The sequence below is a fragment of the Nostoc sp. genome (genome assembly GCF_036917375.1).
Classification (GTDB): domain Bacteria; phylum Cyanobacteriota; class Cyanobacteriia; order Cyanobacteriales; family Nostocaceae; genus Nostoc.
Window position 1 is genome coordinate 58,917 of record NZ_JBALDN010000040.1, and the last position, 19,401, is coordinate 78,317.

At 41.3% G+C, this 19,401-nt stretch carries 14 protein-coding genes; 5 read left to right on the forward strand and 9 right to left on the reverse strand.

The annotated features are described in order from the left end of the window. Positions 1–15 precede the first annotated feature (15 nt). Positions 16–681 (reverse strand): class I SAM-dependent methyltransferase, encoded by a 666-nt coding sequence (locus V7K45_RS09550; protein ID WP_335002689.1) that lies wholly within the window; start codon positions 679–681, stop codon positions 16–18. A gap of 67 nt (positions 682–748) precedes the next feature. Here V7K45_RS09550 and V7K45_RS09555 point away from each other — a divergent pair, with 67 nt between their 5' ends. Further along, positions 749–1,156, forward strand: coding sequence for a hypothetical protein (locus V7K45_RS09555; protein WP_335002691.1), 408 nt, complete (start codon positions 749–751; stop codon positions 1,154–1,156). A 10-nt stretch (positions 1,157–1,166) separates the two neighbouring features. Here the strand turns inward: V7K45_RS09555 and V7K45_RS09560 are convergent, their stop codons facing one another. Further along, positions 1,167–1,856, reverse strand: coding sequence for a hypothetical protein (locus V7K45_RS09560; RefSeq protein WP_335002693.1), 690 nt, complete (start codon positions 1,854–1,856; stop codon positions 1,167–1,169). Positions 1,857–2,459: 603 nt separating this feature from the next. Here V7K45_RS09560 and V7K45_RS09565 point away from each other — a divergent pair. Both V7K45_RS09565 and V7K45_RS09570 read left to right on the forward strand, forming a co-directional pair. Continuing rightward, on the forward strand, positions 2,460–3,233 hold the full coding sequence (locus tag V7K45_RS09565; protein ID WP_335002695.1) for a hypothetical protein: 774 nt from the start codon (positions 2,460–2,462) through the stop codon (positions 3,231–3,233). 199 nt (positions 3,234–3,432) lie between these two features. Next, the gene (locus tag V7K45_RS09570) at positions 3,433–3,711 is read left to right on the forward strand and encodes a hypothetical protein (RefSeq protein WP_335002697.1); all 279 of its coding nucleotides are present in this window, start codon (positions 3,433–3,435) and stop codon (positions 3,709–3,711) included. 129 nt (positions 3,712–3,840) lie between these two features. Here V7K45_RS09570 and V7K45_RS09575 read toward each other — a convergent pair whose 3' ends face one another. The 3 genes from V7K45_RS09575 to V7K45_RS09585 all read right to left on the reverse strand — a co-directional run bounded on the left by V7K45_RS09575 (position 3,841) and on the right by V7K45_RS09585 (position 7,027). Further along, positions 3,841–4,725, reverse strand: a complete 885-nt coding sequence (locus V7K45_RS09575; RefSeq protein ID WP_335002699.1) for a hypothetical protein — start codon at positions 4,723–4,725, stop codon at positions 3,841–3,843. Positions 4,726–4,794: 69 nt separating this feature from the next. After that, positions 4,795–5,388 (reverse strand): DUF1517 domain-containing protein, encoded by a 594-nt coding sequence (locus V7K45_RS09580; RefSeq protein WP_335002701.1) that lies wholly within the window; start codon positions 5,386–5,388, stop codon positions 4,795–4,797. A 76-nt stretch (positions 5,389–5,464) separates the two neighbouring features. Beyond that, positions 5,465–7,027, reverse strand: a complete 1,563-nt coding sequence (locus V7K45_RS09585) for a pentapeptide repeat-containing protein (protein WP_335002812.1) — start codon at positions 7,025–7,027, stop codon at positions 5,465–5,467. A 70-nt stretch (positions 7,028–7,097) separates the two neighbouring features. Here V7K45_RS09585 and V7K45_RS09590 point away from each other — a divergent pair, with 70 nt between their 5' ends. Both V7K45_RS09590 and V7K45_RS09595 read left to right on the forward strand, forming a co-directional pair. Then, positions 7,098–7,934: a prephenate/arogenate dehydrogenase gene (locus V7K45_RS09590; RefSeq protein ID WP_335002703.1), complete on the forward strand. Its 837-nt coding sequence runs from the start codon at positions 7,098–7,100 to the stop codon at positions 7,932–7,934. A 207-nt stretch (positions 7,935–8,141) separates the two neighbouring features. After that, positions 8,142–8,459, forward strand: coding sequence for a hypothetical protein (locus V7K45_RS09595; RefSeq protein ID WP_335002705.1), 318 nt, complete (start codon positions 8,142–8,144; stop codon positions 8,457–8,459). 1,132 nt (positions 8,460–9,591) lie between these two features. On the opposite strand, the gene hetF is transcribed toward V7K45_RS09595, so the two are convergent. The 4 genes from hetF to V7K45_RS09615 all read right to left on the reverse strand — a co-directional run bounded on the left by hetF (position 9,592) and on the right by V7K45_RS09615 (position 18,596). Then, the gene (gene hetF, locus V7K45_RS09600; RefSeq protein WP_335002707.1) at positions 9,592–12,096 is read right to left on the reverse strand and encodes a cell division protein HetF; all 2,505 of its coding nucleotides are present in this window, start codon (positions 12,094–12,096) and stop codon (positions 9,592–9,594) included. A gap of 1,947 nt (positions 12,097–14,043) precedes the next feature. Next, entirely contained in the window at positions 14,044–14,802 is a 759-nt protein-coding gene (locus tag V7K45_RS09605; RefSeq protein ID WP_335002709.1) for an FHA domain-containing protein, read from the reverse strand. 697 nt (positions 14,803–15,499) lie between these two features. Further along, on the reverse strand, positions 15,500–17,095 hold the full coding sequence (locus V7K45_RS09610) for a serine/threonine-protein kinase (protein WP_335002711.1): 1,596 nt from the start codon (positions 17,093–17,095) through the stop codon (positions 15,500–15,502). A gap of 670 nt (positions 17,096–17,765) precedes the next feature. Next, complete coding sequence (locus V7K45_RS09615; RefSeq protein WP_335002714.1) at positions 17,766–18,596, reverse strand: phytoene/squalene synthase family protein; 831 nt, start codon at positions 18,594–18,596, stop codon at positions 17,766–17,768. Between the last annotated feature and the right edge of the window lie 805 nt (positions 18,597–19,401).

The window sequence follows — 19,401 nt, forward strand, 5'->3', positions numbered from 1 at the left end:
TGCGCCCTTGCTGTATTAAGGTCGCTTGATTGCTAAAGTAAGTCCATCGGCGATGGGGACAAGGGAGAGGGTAACTCGCTCGTCATGATGTAACTTTTCGTTGAGCGCTCGGATTGCTTGGGTGCTTTCATCTTGATTTTGCTCATCAGCTACTTGTCCAGACCATAAAACATTATCGATCGCAATCAATCCACCTGGACGCACTAATTGCAGCGATCGCTCATAATATCCATCATAATTTTCTTTATCAGCATCAATAAAGGCAAAATCAAAAGTTTCGGCTTGCCCAGTTGCTAATAACCGATCTAAAGTTTCCAAAGCTGGTGCTAATCGGAGATCGATTTTATCAGCAACCCCAGCTTCTTGCCAATACCGCCGAGCGATCGCAGTAAATTCTTCACTCACATCACAAGCAATAATTTTCCCATCAGCCGGTAGTGCCAAAGCTACAGAAAGTGAGCTATAACCCGTAAACACTCCAACTTCTAGGGTTTTCTTCGCTCCAATTAACTGTACCAGAAGGCTCATAAACTGCCCTTGTTCTGGTGAAATCTGCATTCCACTCCGGGGATGATTGGCGGTTTCTTGGCGCAACTTTTCAAGAATTTCTGGTTCTCGCAGCGAAACGGATAAAAGATAATTGTAGAGTTGGTTATCAAGACCTATAGACTGTTTTGGCATGATAGATGAGAGAATTGAGAGAATCTACAGTTATACTATCGCTGATAAGGGGAATCTCAGGAATAACATGGTGCGGTTAGTTTTGACAGCAATATTGCTGGTGCTAGTGACAGCTTGTGGCAGTATTGGACTGCTACCAACTAGCGAGTTAGTGCAAAAAGCGATCGCACTTGGGCTAGAACAAACTCAACAAAAACTTAGCCAACAGTTGGATTTAGATTTTCAAGGATTTGAAATCAAGCGGCTATCAATTACCCAAGAACAACCCCTGACGATTGACAATTTACCAGCTTTTCACGTTCTGGGAACCTACGATTTGATTGTTAAGTTGCCAAAACGACGCTTAACGCAACCCAAAAAACCCTTTGATGTTTATCTACAAATTCAGCAAGAAGGTAAAACTTGGCGATTGCTGCTTCCAGAAAAAGATAGTAAAAATACTCAATCAATTTGGCGTAGCTATTTAGTTGAGTAAAACTGTATTATCACAGTGCTTGTTTTCGTTTACGTAAGAATTGCAAACCAGTAACGTAAACACCAAATGCTAGTAAACCTGACATAAAATTGGGTTCAGGAACACTAGCAGTAGATATAGAATTGATACCTACAGCAAAGTCTTTATTCGAGTCTACATTATCATCAAATGAACTGTCGGCAGCACCAATAAATATAAATTTTGCATCAATGGGAACTTGCACAATAGCACCATTAAAATCTCCACGTGATATATAAAAAATACTATTGTCTAAACACTGAGATGGAAGACAACCGTTGGGAAGAATTGCATTAATAGCCCCAGGAACTCTATCAGTCGTTGCGCCATTATATATTCCGCTACTTGGTAGCAATCTATTGTCTGTGCTGAAAGTAGCCCACATTGAAGCAAAGTATTCGTTAGTGGGATCGCCAAAGGGTGAAAAACTGCCAAACCGTTCCAGTTTAATTGTTTCCCCTGAATTAATTCCCAAGTCTGTTAGAGAAAAAGGTACGCTATCAGGACTAAATGTATATGAAGAAATAAAACTTGCACTGGGGTCAATGTTGAATTTAGCTGCAAAGGCTTGAGCAGAATCAATTTTGAATAATAGTATTAAGCTGAAGGCAGTTTTAGCTGTTACAACTGATAATCTAGTGAATAATTTAGGAATTTTTTGATTTAAAAAAAAGATTAACATAGTGATTTTTTACAAATTGTTAATTACTAGAGTTTAGATAGAAAGTGAGGTATCAAGTAATAGCTCAGGTATCTTACCTGTTTAATTTTTATTTGTGAGTATATTTAAATAGTTAGTCGTCAAAATATCTTATAAAAGATAAAACTGTCAATCTACCAATAGCTAGTTGACAGTTGATAACGATACTGAATATGAGGTTTTTATTTAAGTTTTGCTTGATAAATTGAAATTTTTTATCACGGTTAAAGTTGTGCGCCGCCTCTGCCAAATTTTGATAAATGGTTGCATCAGGCTATTGTTCCGAAGTTTTAGGATGGAGAAACTTTTTATCGGTAATTAACACTTAAAAAGTTCAATAAATAAAGCTAAGTTTATCGCCGTTGCGGAAAAACTATATTAAGGATTTTGAAATTTTGAATTACGTACAGTGAATATATGTGCTACTAGAAAAACTATCACCAAGATTCTGAACACAAAAATTTTTTAAGTTTGAATTACGTACATCGGGATATGTGCAACTAGAAAAAGCATCACAAATATATTTGTATAATTGAGAACCACTAGCCATAATCGAGGTGATAGTTTCATCGGAGACAGGGTAAGATGTATATCAACTTTTTCATCAGTTCCATTATTGGAATTGTGGTTCCGGTGCTGGTGGCTTTTGGCTTACTGCAATGGTTGCACATACCTACAGGTAACTTTCTTGATTGGGTGATTGGTGGTGCTAGTTTTTGGTGGCTGTTGGTAATTGTTACCGTACCGTGGAATGTGCATTTTCAAGCCAAAGAAGTCTTAGCAGAAGCAGCACAATCAACTGAGAAAGGAATTCCAGTCGATGAGAAACAGGTGAAGTATGTCACACTTTTGGCAAAGCGATCGCTTTGGGTTGCCATTGCTTTACACTTATTCTCAGCCGTTGGTCTTTATACTCTTGCTGCCACTGGTATTAGTACGGTGGGATATATAAGTTCTGGTGCAGCTTTGTTATTAACAATTCTGCGTCCAGCGATTCGCGCTTATGAGTATTTATATGCGCGGTTAGCAATGATTCGCCAAGAATGGAAGTATCCCCGTGAAGATATTTTTGAACTGCGCGATCGCTTCTCGATATTGGAGCAAAAAATCCAGTCATTAGAAGATCAACTCAACCCTGAACAACCCTATTCCTTACCCGCAACTCAACAACGTTTTGCCGAAGAAACTCGTAGAGATTTAGCTCGAATTGCGGCTAATTTAGAAGAATTACGGGCGACAAATCAAACAGAACATGAGCGTTTGGGGAGAGAAGCCAGAAATGCGATCGCGCAACTTTCCACCGACGGGCAATTTCTCGATCATGTCCGCGAAATTATTCGATTTTTTAAGACCACTTAATGATTGCTTTAATAGCTACAGCTCTAGCAGTTATCGTTTATATAAAGTACATCTTTTAACCTCAACCCCAACGCCTCTCCTCACTAAGAAGAGGGGAGTGCTTGCCTCAGCAAATACGGGGTGAGGTTCCGAATGTATATGTTATAACTTTGTACGAATGATGATTAATAAAGCTTACATAACTTCAGGAGTACTCACGGTGAATCAGATCCAACTGACTTTGACTATTGGTTACTTATTAATGACATGCTATTTTTTAACTAATTGGTTAATATTTTCCCTACGTCAGACTGCTTCCAACCCAGAAGATAAATTTTTCTCGGTTGTGATGTTTGTGGTGACAACTATCTTCTGGCCTCTGATGATTCCAATATCTTGTTTAGAAATGGTTCAACAAAAGCGCATAGACTTTAGTAAAATGATTCCTGTTCTGTTAGCAATATTTGTATTTAGTATTTCATATTATTTAACCGAATAATTAATAATTCCTCCTCACAAATTGCATACATATAAAGAGAAGCCGGAGGTTTGACTTGTTAACCTCCGGCTTCTTTATGCACAACTACCTTTACTTGTTAGGCAGTCTATTTATTAAACTTGGAATTGATTAACGGCGTCTGCTGCCAAAACCAGTTGAGCGGCGGGGTGCTGAACTACGCCCACTACCAAAACCACTGCCAGAATTGCGTCTGGGTGAAGTGGCTCTACCAGAAGGTTGCAATGTGCTACCACCAAAACCAGAACCAGAAGGACGGTTATTACCTGTAGTGCTACGCGGTGTATTGCGTATATTTGAATTTCCAGGATATGACCTTCTAATTGTCCCTGTATTGCGGAACGCAGTGCGATTTCTCACGGCTGCGGGTTGCGTATTGTATCGAGTTTGGTAGCTTTGAACTGCTTGACCATAGCTTCCGCCATATCCACCGAAGCCACTTAATCCTTGTCCTGATTGATAGACAGGGGGTACATAATACTGGGGTCTAAACAACATACTACCAATTGCCTGTCCCGCCAAGCTACCAGCCACAGACCCAGCAAATGGTGCCCAGAAGTTATTTTCTCGACGGACTACAACCGTCTCTTGTTGTCCTGTTTGGGGATTGGTTCTATTCTCGGTAACGTTGTGGACGTACTCAATTTTAAAATCTTCCGTCAGATATAAAATTGGTTGCCCTTTTTCTACCTTCAGATAGGTTTTTTTACCCTGCTTGATTTCATCATCAGTTAACCGTGCCATTTGCAAATTTTCAGTTGCAAAGGTTGGGGGATTATTGTTAAGTAAAAACAAGCTGTACTCACCAGTTGCATCGTCATAAGTGGCTTGTTGTATTTGATACTCACCATCACTCAACTTGGTGTTAGTAGAGGTTTGGCTAACGTTCTTAGCTGGAGGAGTACTTTGGTTCTCGCCACCACAAGCAACAGTTGTGATACACAAACTCAGAGCTAAAAAAACGGCTGTAAATTTACGTACTATGGTCATGATCATTGGATTATTGTCCTATCTCTGAGCTTAACAATTTATCATCTAAGTAGTAAGTACGGACTACCCAACAGACTACAAAGGAATTAATTCTGGGTAATATTGCAGCAGTTGATCGCTAGTGAGTTCATCGCCTAACTGTGCTGGTGAGAAATGCACTTGGATTGCCTTTAATCTATGTTTATAATGCAAATTTATCAATGCTTTCAATCCTTCCTTGAGCGCCTGAACGTTAGAAAGATCGGTTTCCAAATCTGGTACTTCTCCTTCATAAGCTACTGTAATCATCACAATGACGTTGCGGGTTACAGGTATAGATAAAGGTTCATTCAACCCAGAGTCAGAACTGTAATTTGGTTCGCTGAGATATCTTTCGGCAGAGTCAGTAAATAATTCATTCACGTAATCCCCCGCTTCGCCCTCATCAAAAAATACATCACCTTCGTTGGCAGCAGAAAGCCAATATTCATCATATTGCAGCAGGGTTTGGCTAATTTCTACTAATCCTTCTCCTAAAACTTCTAAGTCGCCATCGGCATCGATCGCATCCCGTCCAGCACTATTTAATACTCCCAAAATTGGCGCTACTTCACCTCCCCCTAAGTGCAGAAATAGGCGAAACACTACATAGCGAGTTCGACCAATCATTTTATTAAAAAAATTGCTCATTTTTTCCTCCAAAATTTTGTTTTTTGTAATTTGTAATTTGTCATTAGTTCAATGCCTAAAGCCCAATACCCTATAACTAATGACTAATATAATGAAACCCTTTGACAAAATCTATCACTATATCTAATGAAGGTAATATATTTTTTGTTAAATCACTGGATATATCATAAGCTGAAGCATTGAGAACAGAGCGATTAATAAATCTTTTGCCAAAGTTGGGATGGTCATAAACAATCAAAGTGTGGGCACTGGAATTGGTTAAAACTATTTGGGCTGGGGCTTTACAAAAATTTAATTTTGCGGCTACTTCGATATTTTTTTTCATCTGTTTAATTTTTGTAGCCTGACTTATCGCTTGTTCTAAAAGAGTATTTAATTGTTTCACTAGATGAGGCGATTTTAAGTTTTGGTTTGCAACAACTTCACTATTAATCATTTCCACTATACTGGAAATATTTTTTTGGGTAGATACTGCATCTAGAAAGGGAAGAATGACAATGTAAGCAGTGGGAAATAATGCTTCGTCGCTATCTACATGAAAGGTAAAAATAGTCCGGCGACGGCCACTTTCGATGCTTGGAGGTTGTTTCAGCCCTCGATATTCTTGAGCAATTTGGTAGTAAGCACCAGCGATCGCAAAATTGGCTTCGTGTTCTAGGGCTGCATCAACAATAATCCGAATTGTTGGCGGTGTTTCGTTAAAAAAATCTCGTGACTCTTCAGAATGGAAGTTTTGGACAATGGAGCGATCGCCATTTGGGCTAAGATCGACCCATTCGCAAACCATGCCTTCGGTTTTTAAACCAAATCTGGAAGTGGCATAAAGCTTGGCTCCCGTTAAAGTTGCTCCTGTTAAGTCAGCACCGATCCATTCTGCCCTAATTAATTTTGCCTGAGTTAAATTGGCGTGGACTAAACTTGTATTTGTTAAATTGGCATTGCTTAAATCTGCGCCAATTAAATCAGCCCCGCTCAATTTTGCACCGCTCAAATCTGCCCACCGGAGATTTGCGCTGCTCAAATCTGCCCACCGGAGATTCGCCCCACTCAAATCTGCCCCACTCAAGTTAGTATGGCTGAGATTGGCTTGTCTGAGTTCGGCATCTCGCAAATTTGCACCGCTCAAGTCAGAACGACTGAGGTCACTGGCGTTTAAGTTAGCCATCTCCAAGTTGGCTCCAGTTAAGGAAGCACCTCTCAAGATAGCCTCACTCAAGTTCGCGTGACGGAGATTCGCTTGGCGGAGTGTCGCCTCTCGCAAATCAGCACTGGTGAGATCGGCCTCCGACAAATCAGCGCGACTGAGGTCAGCGCGAACTAATTCGGTGCGGATTAATGAGGCTCCTCTGAGTTGAGCGCGACTTAAATCCGCTCGAATCAAATTAGCGACGTTGAGACTGGCGTTATTGAGGATAGCGCTACATAGATTTGCACCACTGAGTCTAGCTACATTCAGCTTTGCATTGCTCAAGTTAGCTTCACTCAGATTCGCGCCACTCAGGTTGACTATACTCAAATTAGCATCGCTCAGATTTACGCCACTGAGTTTTACTCCACTCAGATTGGCTTCTGGGAGGTCAACACCACTAAAGTTTAAGACTCCTGCTGCGTATTGTTCCAGTAATTCCTCTACAGTCATCGATGCTACCCCTTGGATGCCAACTTTAATAGTTGGTAAAGTCATAAAAAACGGAATGTCAAAATCAAAAATGAATATTGGAATTTTAGGATTGGGACTGATAGGCGGATCTTTGGGTTTTGATTTGCGATCGCAAGGACATCATATCTTAGGAGTTAGTCGCCGTGAAGCAACCTGTCAAAAGGCAGTTACCTTGGGCAGTGTTGATGAAGCATCAGTCGATCTGAGCCTATTAGCAGCCGCAGAAGTTGTATTTATTTGTACACCTCTAGCGCTTATTGTGCCCCAATTTGAACAGTTAATCGCTCATTTGCCTGTCACTACAATCGTGACTGATGTCGGTTCGGCCAAAGCACAGATAGTTAAAGATATTACTCCCCTTTGGGATAATTTTATCGGCGGTCATCCAATGGCGGGCAGAACAGACAGTGGGATAGAAGCTGCACAGCGAGATTTATTTGTTGATAAACCTTATGTCTTAACACCGATAGCGACAACCCCAACTAATGCAATTACAGTTGTGGAAGAAATTGTGCGATCGCTTGGAGCTAATATCTATTATTGTCAACCAGAACAACACGATCGCGCTGTGAGTTGGATTTCTCATTTACCTGTAATGGTCAGTTCCTCGTTGATTGCTGCTTGTTTGAGCGAAACTGACCCCGATGTTTTGCAATTAGCCCAAAAGTTAGCTAGTTCAGGCTTCCGGGATACCAGCCGTGTAGGTGGCGGGAATCCAGAGTTGGGCGTGATGATGGCACGGTATAATCGTCAAGCATTGCTGCGATCGCTACAACAATATCGTCAAAGTCTTGATGAGTTGACTAACTTAATTGAGCAAGAAAATTGGGCAGTTTTAGAGGAAAAGTTCAAATCAAGGCAACAGGCACGACCTGATTTTGTTTAATAGTTGTTGGGTGCGTTATCCATAGCTAAACGCACCCATATTTTGATTTAGTGAGTTAATTAATCAAGTTTGTTGGCTGCTTTTTTGTCAAAATAACTCTCCACAGCTACTCAGAAATTCCAACAATCAAATCTTTAAAAATGCTACTCAACAGTCTGATAGTCACCAAACCGATGTACCATACAGATAAATTTACAAAAATCAACAATGGTAGAACGTCCAATCAAGAAATCGGAACGTCAGCCTCAAGAAAGCACTGACAGCAATTCCGAAAATTCGGATTCTGTAACCCCTATTGAATCCAACCCCAAAAACTCAAAACCGAGCCGCAATGCCGAAGGCGGGCTGCGCCAACGCTCCTCTGACAAAGGTAAAAAAGGATCGTCATATAGGGATGAAGGCAGACAACCGGTGAATCCTGCACTAGCGCGTGGCCCAAAACCCGTTAAACCTCCAGCCCCCAAAGTTCAAACAGAAGAACTTGAAACCGAATCAGAATCTATCTCTGAGGAGTCTCAAGACTAGCATTACAAGTGTTGTTGTGTGTGATGTGGGAGGCTATAAGCATATTAAAGACTGGGATTTCTGGCTCCGAAGGCAGCGATCGCGCCCCCCATCACCATTAGATTATTTATTAGCGATCGCGTTTCTCACAGAATTTCTGTATGTCAAATGCGCGAATGGGTAGGTGTACAAATTCCACACCCTCAAAAAATTGCTTCTATTTCAATACCAGCAAGCATTTCACCCCACTCATTACCCAATTATCATCCGCGCAATCTCTGAAATGCTTACAAAAACTAGGATGTCAGCCTTTAACTTTTCCCGGCACTCTTCCCAAAGGAATTCTCTAATGCTATGATTGCTCCAGAATCGCGCAACCGCACCTTGAAAACTAAATATAGCTTGGCTTTCAGGCTCCCGCTATTGCAATTAATCTAAATCCCTATTAGGGATTGAAACAAAAATTTAATCATATCTATTTCAAAACCAAAATATCATTGCAATTAATCTAAATCCCTATTAGGGATTGAAACGCCATACCAGCAGCCGCAGCCTTGCCGCCAATATTATTGCAATTAATCTAAATCCCTATTAGGGATTGAAACTATGCTAACGCCTATTCTGATGACAATCCATATTTTATTGCAATTAATCTAAATCCCTATTAGGGATTGAAACTATATAGTTATCAGTCTCAAAATCATAATCACAATTGTTGTCATGCCGAGAGTTAGCCGTTTGTTTAGCTTTTAACTATATCCTAAATCACGAAAAATTTAGCAATTAAAATTACTTTAACTAATCTACTTTTGCTATTTTGCGATCGCCTCCTCTTCTGAGTCAAAAACAATTAGGGACTTCCAGTTAAAAAAAACCTGAGTTCGAGATAAGCTGAAACCTTGATTTAATCGTTAGTTTTCACAGTGTGAAACCCTTATTCTTTTGTCCAATGGATCGAATTTTAATCTTTAATCCGAACTGATGTTAAAAAAATATTCCATCCCTGCGGGACGCCCCGCAATACGGTTCGGATAAGTATTTTGAACTCAGAATAGGGTTTGGGAATAAGGGGAATGGGTTTGCGGTTAAAGTTTTTTTATTCCCCTTTCCCCTTTCCCCTTTAACCGAACTGTATTGGAACGTCCCTACACCCCTACTGTTCTTCACCTTTTTCCTGAAGGAGCGATCGCCAATCTTCAATCGCCTTCTCCGTCCACAGCCAATTTTTAGCTAATTTATCTACCTGGAAATTTTCTGGATCGGACTTGAGAACCGTTTGCCGCAACTTAATCGCTTCATTCAAATATTGCGTCTCCTTTCCATTAGATTGACTAAGTGCAGATTTATACAATCCAAGAGCTAAACCAGCATAAGAAGTTAAAGCATCTTGAGGAACTGCTGTGTTTCTGGATGTTGATTTTGTGTTCTGTTCTTTGAGAGCTAAATTCAAAGCCTTGAACCAAGAATCATTGGCTCGATTCAGATTGCCTTCTGTGTAGTAGGCAAATCCCAAAGCGTTATTATATAAAAACGATTCGGGTTTAGCTTTGGCAGCAGTTTCCCAGTAACGGCGGGCATCATCGACGCTATAGTTATTGTCTCCAGTTTGGATAGACTGCCACGCCAATCGTCCCTTGTAAAAGTTTACAGATGGATCGTCAGCTTGTTTACTAGGAATTAGTTTTAAAGAAGTTTCAGCCGCAGCCAGTGCGCCTCGATTGAGTAATTCTTCTACAGCCAATAACCCACCTTGCAAGTCACCCTGACTCAATTTTTCCGTAGCAGTAGCGGTGACAATTCCAGTCGCTTCTATTCCTAAATCGATGTTCCGCTGCTTTTGAATCGGTCGAGAATCAGGTAAAGACTGGGCAGGAATTTCCGGTATTTTAGGCAGTGCTTGGGGGCGATTTTGCCACCACCAATTTAAACCGATCGCAGCGGCGATCGCACCGATCCCCACAACACCGACAATCGGCCACAGCTGGCGGCGACGGGTACGATTTCTTGGTGGGGGTGGTTGCGATTGCGAAAAATTAGAATTTTGCCAATTTTCTTCAAGGTTTCCAGGAGTTGCAGGTGGCGGTGGTGGAACTTCTCCCCACAAATCTGCTGACTCTTCCGAGGAAGTCATTTCCTCTGAAACTTGACTTTGGTGAAGACTATTTTCGCGAATTTGTCGATCCGGTTCAGTTGCAGGTTTTTGGTTATCTAGCTGACGAAACAAATCCGAAACTATCGCAGAATCTTCTTCATAGCTTGGGTCATCATACTCAATTTCATCAACCAAATCGCCCCAAGTATCTTCACCCAGCCAGTCCAACCCAGAAGAGTCCCGCGTCAAACCAGAAGGAATCATATCTTCCATTCCTAAAGGCATCTCGCTATCATCAGGTATACCAGGGTACATCGTGGAAGTTACCCCTAAAGGCGAACTATACTGATTCAGCGACTCCCTACTTGTGGCTACCTCAGTTTCCTGACTCAGAAAACCGTCAAATTCTGGCTGGAGATATAAAATCGGTAATGCCCAGTACATCTGGTGAGAACCATAAGCAGAAATTAATCCTTGGCGCACCCGACTGACACACAAATCTACTGGATATCCCTGACTTAAGTTGCGGTAAAACAATTGTGTGAGTGTCAACGCCACTTCATCAGGAATCCGTTCTGACATCGCCAAAACGCTTCTAATTCCTCGCTTCACCAGACTTTCCGCTAAGTTTCGTTCGCCAGTATCTCCAGAAGGATTGGACGCTGCTATGTAAGCGCCCAAGCAGGAATTAAACACTGCCATTTGGATATTATTGTTGACGAGCAAACCTGCCAAATCGTCCCCAGTCAAGATTTCCGTTAACCCAGTTCTGCGACTAACAAGATAAATTTCTCCGCCATTTACGCCTAAGTTACTATGACCAGAGTAGTGTAAAACATGGTATCTACCTTGTTCTAAGGCTTGCGTCAGTTCTTCCCGTCCTGGTTGGTCTAATACAGTGAGTTCAATTTCGGGGAAACGATTGCGACCTTCACCAGGTCGTGACGTTTGACGGTGAAGTTCCGCTTGCAGTTTAATTGCTTCTTGTTTCTGTAAGTCAAGACGGACTTGATCTGAGGGGGAAGCGATTACCATCAAGACTCTGACACCACCTTGTTCTTGTGGTGTGGGCATATTTTGCGAGCGCAGAGGAGAAGCCCCTAAAATCCCACTTTGGAAGCGAGAAAAAGCCACATAAGGCCCAGTAGCCAAAGGGCGATCGCCTGCGTGCATCACTTCCCAAGGCAAACGAGCTAATCTAGTGTCTTTTAGCCCCAAGCGTAAGCGTAGTACCTGTTGATGGTTCTGAGCAATACCTTGGGCAGTAATCCAACTATCTCTGAGAGTGCCTTGAAATAGGGCGTTATAAAATTGTTGACCCAACGCCACCAAATTTACAGAGTTTCTGGCGATATCGCTTTCATGTCCACCAGAGGTAAATGGATCTCCTTGCAACACCGAATTCAACGGGTCATTCATCAAATGCCCAGCAGCCATCAACCAATCAGCTATAGGCCAAGTCACCAATTCTTCTGCCAATGGTACCCCAGGCGCGACTTGTTCCGTCCGCACCAAGTAGTCATTTTGCCCTACTGGGGTTACGGAAATATGGAATTCCTGGGTCACAACTTCTCCTGTCCGCCTCCTAAATCTGGTTTGAAACGCGAAAGTTTCAAGTCGATTTTTCGCTCTCTCTGATAATTTAGATGCATCCTGCCCCTGAATGTTTCTGATTCGGTGTCGTTTTGGTTTTTCTGCCTTTACAACTTTATCCGGATCGGATTACCTGGGTCTAGAACACTTAATTGGTAGATGCACCTTGATCTTCAACTCCCCTAGTTGGCTAACACCCACTGGGGGTTTTTTTTGTTTTTGGCAAACAACAGCAACTTCTGACGCAGATATTCTCTACCAGAAAATAGTGCTTAATCCTAGAATACTTGATTAATAGATGGATGTCCCTCGATCTTTAACTCCTCTAATTGAGTTAATATCCACTTTGGTTTTTTTGACACACGATAACAATCAATTTTCTCATAAATTTATCCGGAGCATGGTGGTTAAACCTAGAACATTTAAGTGGTAGATGCACCCTGATAACTAGCTCCCCTGGTTGGCTAACGCCCACTGGGGGTTTTTTTATGAAAATTGAGTCCTATTGATTAACCCTGAAACACCGATTTTGTAAAGCAGCGCACCGATCGTTTAATTGGCAGGTCTGTCCTGATAACTAACCCCTCTGAGGTCTTTTTTCCATCGACAAACAGTAACAACTTCAACCTCTGCTAATTTATCCGGTAGCGACCCATTTATTTTAGAAAAGATTATTGGTAGATTCACCCTGATAACTTACTCCCCTGGTTGGTTAACACCCACTGGGGGTTTTTTCTAGTTGCATCACCGATCGCGATCGCGAATGCGTCTTGTAGAAAAATGTTAGCGAGTCTTTTCCTCTCAGAGATGCCACGCGTAGCTTGCTTCTCCATAAGGCTACGAGTTTTACAGCCCATCGTAGACATCGCCTCTAATTTAGTTCATTTTTCCCGGAGGATGCTAGCTGCCCCTAGAAAAGATTATTGGTAGATGCACCCTGATAACTCACTCCCCTAGTAGGCTAACACCTACTGGGGGTTTTTTTATTAAAAAAAATAACTGACCCTGATAACTCACTCCCCTGATAGGTTAACACCGACTGGGAGTTTTTTCTACTACTTGCGTTACCAATAGCGATCGCAAATGCCTCTCTTAGAGAAATCTTAGCGAGTCTTTTTCTCTCAGAGATGCTACACATAGCTTGCTTCTCCATAGAGGCACGAGCGTTACAGCCCGTTATAGACATCGCCATCAACTCTAATTTAGTTCATTTTTCCCGGAAGATGCTGGCTGCCCCTAGAAAAGATTATTGGTAGATGCACCCTGATAACTCACTCCCCTAGTAGGCTAACACCCACTGGGGGTTTTTTATTTAAAAAATAATTGACCTTTGTACAAATTTATCCGGAGTATGGTCTCTAACCTGAGAACACTTAATTGGTAGATGCACCCTGATAACTAACTCCCCTAGTAGGTTAACACCCACTGGGGGTTTTTTTGCCGTAAACGCGTAGCGGTGAGGCACATAACCAAAGTAAATCACTATCACTACTCTTGTTGCTACTGCTGGTAGACCTTGAGTATCCTCCTGTTGCCAGGATAGAGCATAACTTACTCACTCAATCCCTGAATCGCTTTCTTTTTATTGTGAGCTAGAGACGCCACTCCAAAATGATTGCTATGATATTTAATCACATTCTTAATTTTTTTTATATATTTTGACCGACATTCCTTGATGGTACAAGCCCCTAGATTCATCTATGGAGTTAATCTAAAATCTAAAATCTAAAATTCCCAAGCCCCTAGATTTATCTATAGGGCCAATCCAAAATCCAAAATCTAAAATCCAAAATTGTCTGACGAGTTTCCTTTTAACTTTCACTATTTTGTCTGCCTCAGCAAACCTTACCTTCTCAGCACAGACTAACAGACTAACTATCACGTTACCGCTAACAGCACACCTGAAGCAATTGAAAACTGCTAGAAGTTCCAATTTTTTAGCTGGTTGGTATTAGACGGTAATTGTGTGGTAAACAGGCGGTCTAAAATTTCTGATTTCTGTTCTGAACTGAAGTTGTCATTAAAATTTTCCAGCTTCTCAACTATGCCGAAATTTCTGAAAGCCTCTAAATTAGCATCTGGTTTTTCAATTAGAGATTTTTGTCTATTCTGAGAATAAGTAAGTATGTCTACTGTATGATTATTCTTTCGATGCACAAGCTGCATCAATAAATCTATTGCCACAGTTGGCAGAACGCGGTAGGTAGAAGTCACAAAAAAATCAAAAGTCATATTTCCTAAACGGATGCAATCGCCGTCTTTTAGCTTAATCGGCCTCACAGCGCGATTACCATTCACAAAAGAGCCATTGGTACTGTTGAAATCAATTAAGTAAAAGCCTTGCTCGTCAATATGCTGAATAGCAGCGTGGCGACGAGACAGATGATTGTCAGCAATGCAAATACCACTGGTGCGATTACGACCTATCGTCCAGATTTGTTGTGGCTGTTGTAAACTCTGAGTCTGATTGTCGCCCAAGTTAGTCATCAAATAAACAGCAGCACTATCCACTACGCCATGTACGTAACCCGTCGTCTTGACTCTCCTCAACGACGGTTGAGATAGGTTTTCTAGCTGAAGAATTTCATCTAGAAGGCTGCTGTGGTGTTCATATAACTTGAGGAATACTTGATATAAAGTTAATCGCCGTTCTATTTCCGTTTGTGCAAAGTCAGTCATTATACGTAAACCTTATACTACCTGATTTCGCTTGTAATATACATCTCTAGCCGACAATCAGGGATAATTGATTTTTTGCTTTTTGCTGCCATCTGAAAATTTAGTAGTTTAGGATTGTGCTGTTTTAGAAATTTTAGGTGTGAGATTCTCCGTTATTTATAGCCAGAAAAAGCATGTAAATACCTTTAGAAAATTATTATGATGCTTTATTGTTTATTGTAAATAATCATTTGTTATTTGTAACAGATGATCATTATAAAGATTTCATGAAGAATTCACAAACATCTACGTATTTCTGCTAGATATTTGGATATTTCTTAATATTGATAAGAGTGATGGCTATGGCTCAACCGAAACATTATACATATTTGGTCAATTCTGAATAAATCTAAGTTTTTATCGAGAAGAATCTGGGCTAATTTTCCTAGACATCAGAAAATTTCAGCCTCGTGATTCTGATAAAATAAGTGTTTTAAAATTGTTAATAAAAATGGAGAACTAAAAAGCAGGGAGGTTGAAGCTATTCTGCTAATCGAAAATAATTGATTTCAATAAAAAGGATTTATCCTTCAGGATAATCTGTATAGAACTTAATATAGGAGAATATTCGCATAGAACTACGGCGACAAAACAGACTATTCCCGATAAACTAGGAAACTCCATCCGTCTATAGATTGTGGTAGTTCACACTTTCAAATCATAATAGGCCTCGTTTCCCATTGGGACGCACGGTCATCCAATTTGTTTTTGCTAGTGCTAGCTGCTCATCAGAAATTTTGGCACTGGTGAGATTAGCACCACACAAATTAGCTCCTCGGAGGTTAGCATTGCTGAGATAAGCATTGCTAAGGTCTGCGCCTCGCAGGTCTGCTCCTTCTAAATCAGCATGGTTAAAGTATGCTTTGCTTAAATTAGCATCCTTAAGATTTGCTCGAGTAAGGCTGGCTCTGCCAAAGTCACTATTGTGAAGATTTGCTCCCTGAAGATTGGTTTTTTGTAATTGCGCAGAATGGAAATTTGTTTGAGATAAATCAGCACCTTGCAGATTAAGCAAATTTAAATTGTGTAAGGCAAAATCTCGTCTTCCCTTCAGATAAGCTGTTAATAAACCTTGGGTATCTAACTTTCGCCCAGCTTTAGAATTTTGACCTTGTGAACCATTGCTGTTGCTACTGAAAGTCGTTGATTTGGCCATCCCAGAACCCTGGTGCGATCCCGCGGCTTCAGCTGCCTTGGCTCGTCTAGCACGAATCGCTGCCGCTACCTGTGCTACTCCAGTGTTGGTACTAGCAGGGTTGTTACATAAAACAGCAGAATTTTCCAGGTGGTTATGTGTTCGCTCTTTAGATCGATTATCAGATTTAGTCAGCAAACCCTTTGCTAAACTATCTAAGTATGGTTCTATTTCCAATGCTCTGAGAACTTCTGCCGCAGACTGATAGCGATTACGTACAGACACCTCTAACATTTTTCGTAACACATTGCCCAAGTGATCGCTCACTTGCACAAGCTGCTCCCACATCATCTCGCCAGTGTTGGGATTGTAATCTAAATCTTTAGGAGTTTTGCTAGTCAGTAAATAAATGCATGTGACGCCTAGTGCATAAATATCACTGGCGTAGACTGGACGCATAGCCATTTGCTCTGGAGGTGCAAAACCAGGAGTACCAATAGCATACGCAGTTAATGCTGTCTGTCCTGATGGGCCTGTGGCACTTTGGCTAATTTGGTTTTTGACGGCACCAAAATCGATGAGTACCATTCTGGCATCTTGAGTGCGGCGGATTAAGTTGGCTGGCTTGATATCACGGTGAATCACCTTTTGCTCGTGGATGTATTGCAACAGTGGCAAAATCTCGCTCAAAAATTGCTTAACTCCAGTTTCACTCAAGATGCCGTTAAGTTTGACCTCCTCTTGTAAGGTGTCACCACTGATATATTCTTGGACTAAGTAGAATTGCTCGCGATCTTCAAAATAGTCTAACAATCTTGGTACTTGGGGATGATTGCCAATCTTACCTAGAGTTTTGGCTTCTCGTTCAAAGAGTTCTCTGGCCATCTGTAAAACGTGTGGGGCGCTTCCTGATGGGCGTAATTGTTTGATTACGCAACTCGGTTCTCCTGGTAAGCCTTGATCGTTGGCTAGGAAGGTCGCTCCAAAGCCACCCTGACCTAATGGTTTGATCGTCTGATAGCGATCGCGCAACAGTAGTTGCGAGCCACAAGACTGACACCTTTGGCTATATACCAAATTTTCTGGATTGGAACAGGTAGGATTTAAGCAGTAGCTCATGCACTCTCAACTCGCTGCACGAATAATCACGGGGAGTGTTATACTCCCTTCCAATTATTTAGACATTAATCAACTCTTGCCAGGTAATTTTTGCTGGAAATCCTTTGAAGAGTTCCTAAAGTTTAACTGAGATTACCTAAAGCGATCGCTAAACAAGATTATTTATTATACTTACATTGGCAAAGACTGTTTATGCTATTTTCTAGCAATTCGTAATTCCTAATAACGCTCTCTCAAGGTTTGTGGCGTTCATCGCGCTATTATCCCATTTAAAAAATCAGCTTTAATCTGGTTTTTGCATGGGAGAATTGGTATTAAAAGGTATTGGAGGGCAGTGCCCAACGCCAGTTATTAATTTGGGGAAACCCCAGACGCTCGCGGACTCGCTCTAAGCATTGGCGCAGCCTCTCGTAGAGAAGCCATACCGTTGGCGAACGCGAGTGCGTGTCGCAGACAAGCCTCTCGTACCACTTTGTGGAAGCAAGCTACGCGTAGCGTCTCCCTTTGGGAGAGGTTAACGCCTTTCCTTCGGAACGCTACGCGAACGCGGAGCGTCTCGTAGAGAAGGGAGAAGACCGCACTGGCTACCCTACAGAAATTCGCTGTAGAATTTTGGATGCCCAAATTTGGAGGCAATTTAGAATTATCTCCATAAGTCGTTAAGAGATTATTAGCTAGCTTTCATGTTCACACTAATCAGCTGTTCGATAAGTGCAAAAACATCACTGCGGCTGAGTTTCTCTTTACCATTAGCAAGGGCGTCAAGAGTGCCGTTTGCCAAGGTGAAGGGGATTTGACAAAAATCTAAGGCTGGCCCGGTAGGAAGGTCTTTGATATAAGCTTCTGCCAGGGCTAGATTGCGCCGGGCATACTCTTGCATATTTTCTGCACTCCAACCTTCTGGAAAGAATTCTACTCCACGCCCCAAATCTTCAGTATGGTTACGCAAGATATTAACTGCTTGTAAACCCCGGCCAAAACCAATCGCCTGGGTACGGTTCGTTTGTGTTCCATCATACCAAGCCCACAAGTCAGAAAGTAACAGTCCCACTGCACCTGCAACTCCAAAGGTATAACTATCTAAATCAGATTCTGTGTAAATTTTCCAGTTTTTTTCTGCCCAATAAGCCATTCGGTCTGCCATTGCAGCAGTGGCATCCCAAATTCGAGGTGCAATGGTGTCTGGTGCTAGCAGTGACCATTCTCTAATCCTTAAAGTGACTTCTTCTAATGAATTCTCATACCCACTAAATCCTGCAAAGAAAGCATCTACTGCGAAGCCATCAACTCCTGCCTGCAATGTCAGGCTGATGGTTCTTAACAGCTTTGCTTTAGTAGCGTTATCCAGTTCGGGATGATCTTCAATTTCATCAATGGCACGCATACACAAATATGCCGATGCTACTGCTTCTTGCAATCCTGGCGGTAAAACACTAATTGGGATATAAAAAGTTCGGCTAGTTTCTTTGAGGATTTGCAATGCATCTCTACGTAAATTCATGTTTTCACTCCCCACTTGATTTTTGCACCACATGAAGTTTGCAGTTTTTTGATGATACTGGATATAGTTTTGACTAAACCTTAAAAACTATAGACTATAAGATACGCTAGTATTTCATCTAAAAATTGATAGTTTTTGGTGTTGCAATTAACAAAACTCTCAAATTTATCAAAGTCTAGTCTAGTATAGAGGTTTTTGGGTGCAAAAGTGTTTGAAGTGTCGTTTGATATAGCTTTCATAAACTTTTAGCATACATATAAAGAATTATGGTAATATTTGGTTCGATATGACGAAATTGTTCTATAAGCAAACATTCATTTTAGCGATTTAAAAGTGCTTTAAGTCTGCGTTAATCTGACTAACAAAGTGGAATTATTGTATATATAAAGACAATTCAGGAAATGCTGACAATGGATAACAGCATTGGTACATACCTTTGGATGGGTACAGTAGTTTAGCGAAGAGTTAGGGTCAGTTAAATTGAACGACATATAAGGCTGTAATGCCTGAGTTGGACTATACCTAATCTATTGGAGTCAGAAACGCCTTGCTGTTCAAAGTGACATAAAGTGACCAAAACTCCAAACAAGAAGTTCCCGTATATTTACGATATTGGCAATAATAGGGAAAATTCCATACCTTGACTCTTTACCCCACTCACTTTTGCAAGAAGTGGGAATGAGAAGACACCTCCCCATCTGCTATTAGCAAGGGGAGATGCCGTAGGCATGGGGGTTATTTCGCGTATTCATCAAGAATCGGTGTTATAGTCTAGACTATGTTTACATACAAACAAACCGAACAG

Excerpts from the sequence above, each read along its gene's own strand:
- V7K45_RS09550 (WP_335002689.1), bottom strand. The coding sequence starts at position 681 with ATGCCAAAACAGTCTATAGGTCTTGATAACCAACTCTACAATTATCTT.
- V7K45_RS09555 (WP_335002691.1), top strand. The coding sequence starts at position 749 with ATGGTGCGGTTAGTTTTGACAGCAATATTGCTGGTGCTAGTGACAGCT.
- V7K45_RS09560 (WP_335002693.1), bottom strand. The coding sequence starts at position 1,856 with ATGTTAATCTTTTTTTTAAATCAAAAAATTCCTAAATTATTCACTAGA.
- V7K45_RS09565 (WP_335002695.1), top strand. The coding sequence starts at position 2,460 with ATGTATATCAACTTTTTCATCAGTTCCATTATTGGAATTGTGGTTCCG.
- V7K45_RS09575 (WP_335002699.1), bottom strand. The coding sequence starts at position 4,725 with ATGATCATGACCATAGTACGTAAATTTACAGCCGTTTTTTTAGCTCTG.
- V7K45_RS09580 (WP_335002701.1), bottom strand. The coding sequence starts at position 5,388 with ATGAGCAATTTTTTTAATAAAATGATTGGTCGAACTCGCTATGTAGTG.
- V7K45_RS09585 (WP_335002812.1), bottom strand. The coding sequence starts at position 7,027 with ATGACTGTAGAGGAATTACTGGAACAATACGCAGCAGGAGTCTTAAAC.
- V7K45_RS09590 (WP_335002703.1), top strand. The coding sequence starts at position 7,098 with ATGAATATTGGAATTTTAGGATTGGGACTGATAGGCGGATCTTTGGGT.
- V7K45_RS09595 (WP_335002705.1), top strand. The coding sequence starts at position 8,142 with ATGGTAGAACGTCCAATCAAGAAATCGGAACGTCAGCCTCAAGAAAGC.
- V7K45_RS09605 (WP_335002709.1), bottom strand. The coding sequence starts at position 14,802 with ATGACTGACTTTGCACAAACGGAAATAGAACGGCGATTAACTTTATAT.
- V7K45_RS09610 (WP_335002711.1), bottom strand. The coding sequence starts at position 17,095 with ATGAGCTACTGCTTAAATCCTACCTGTTCCAATCCAGAAAATTTGGTA.
- V7K45_RS09615 (WP_335002714.1), bottom strand. The coding sequence starts at position 18,596 with ATGAATTTACGTAGAGATGCATTGCAAATCCTCAAAGAAACTAGCCGA.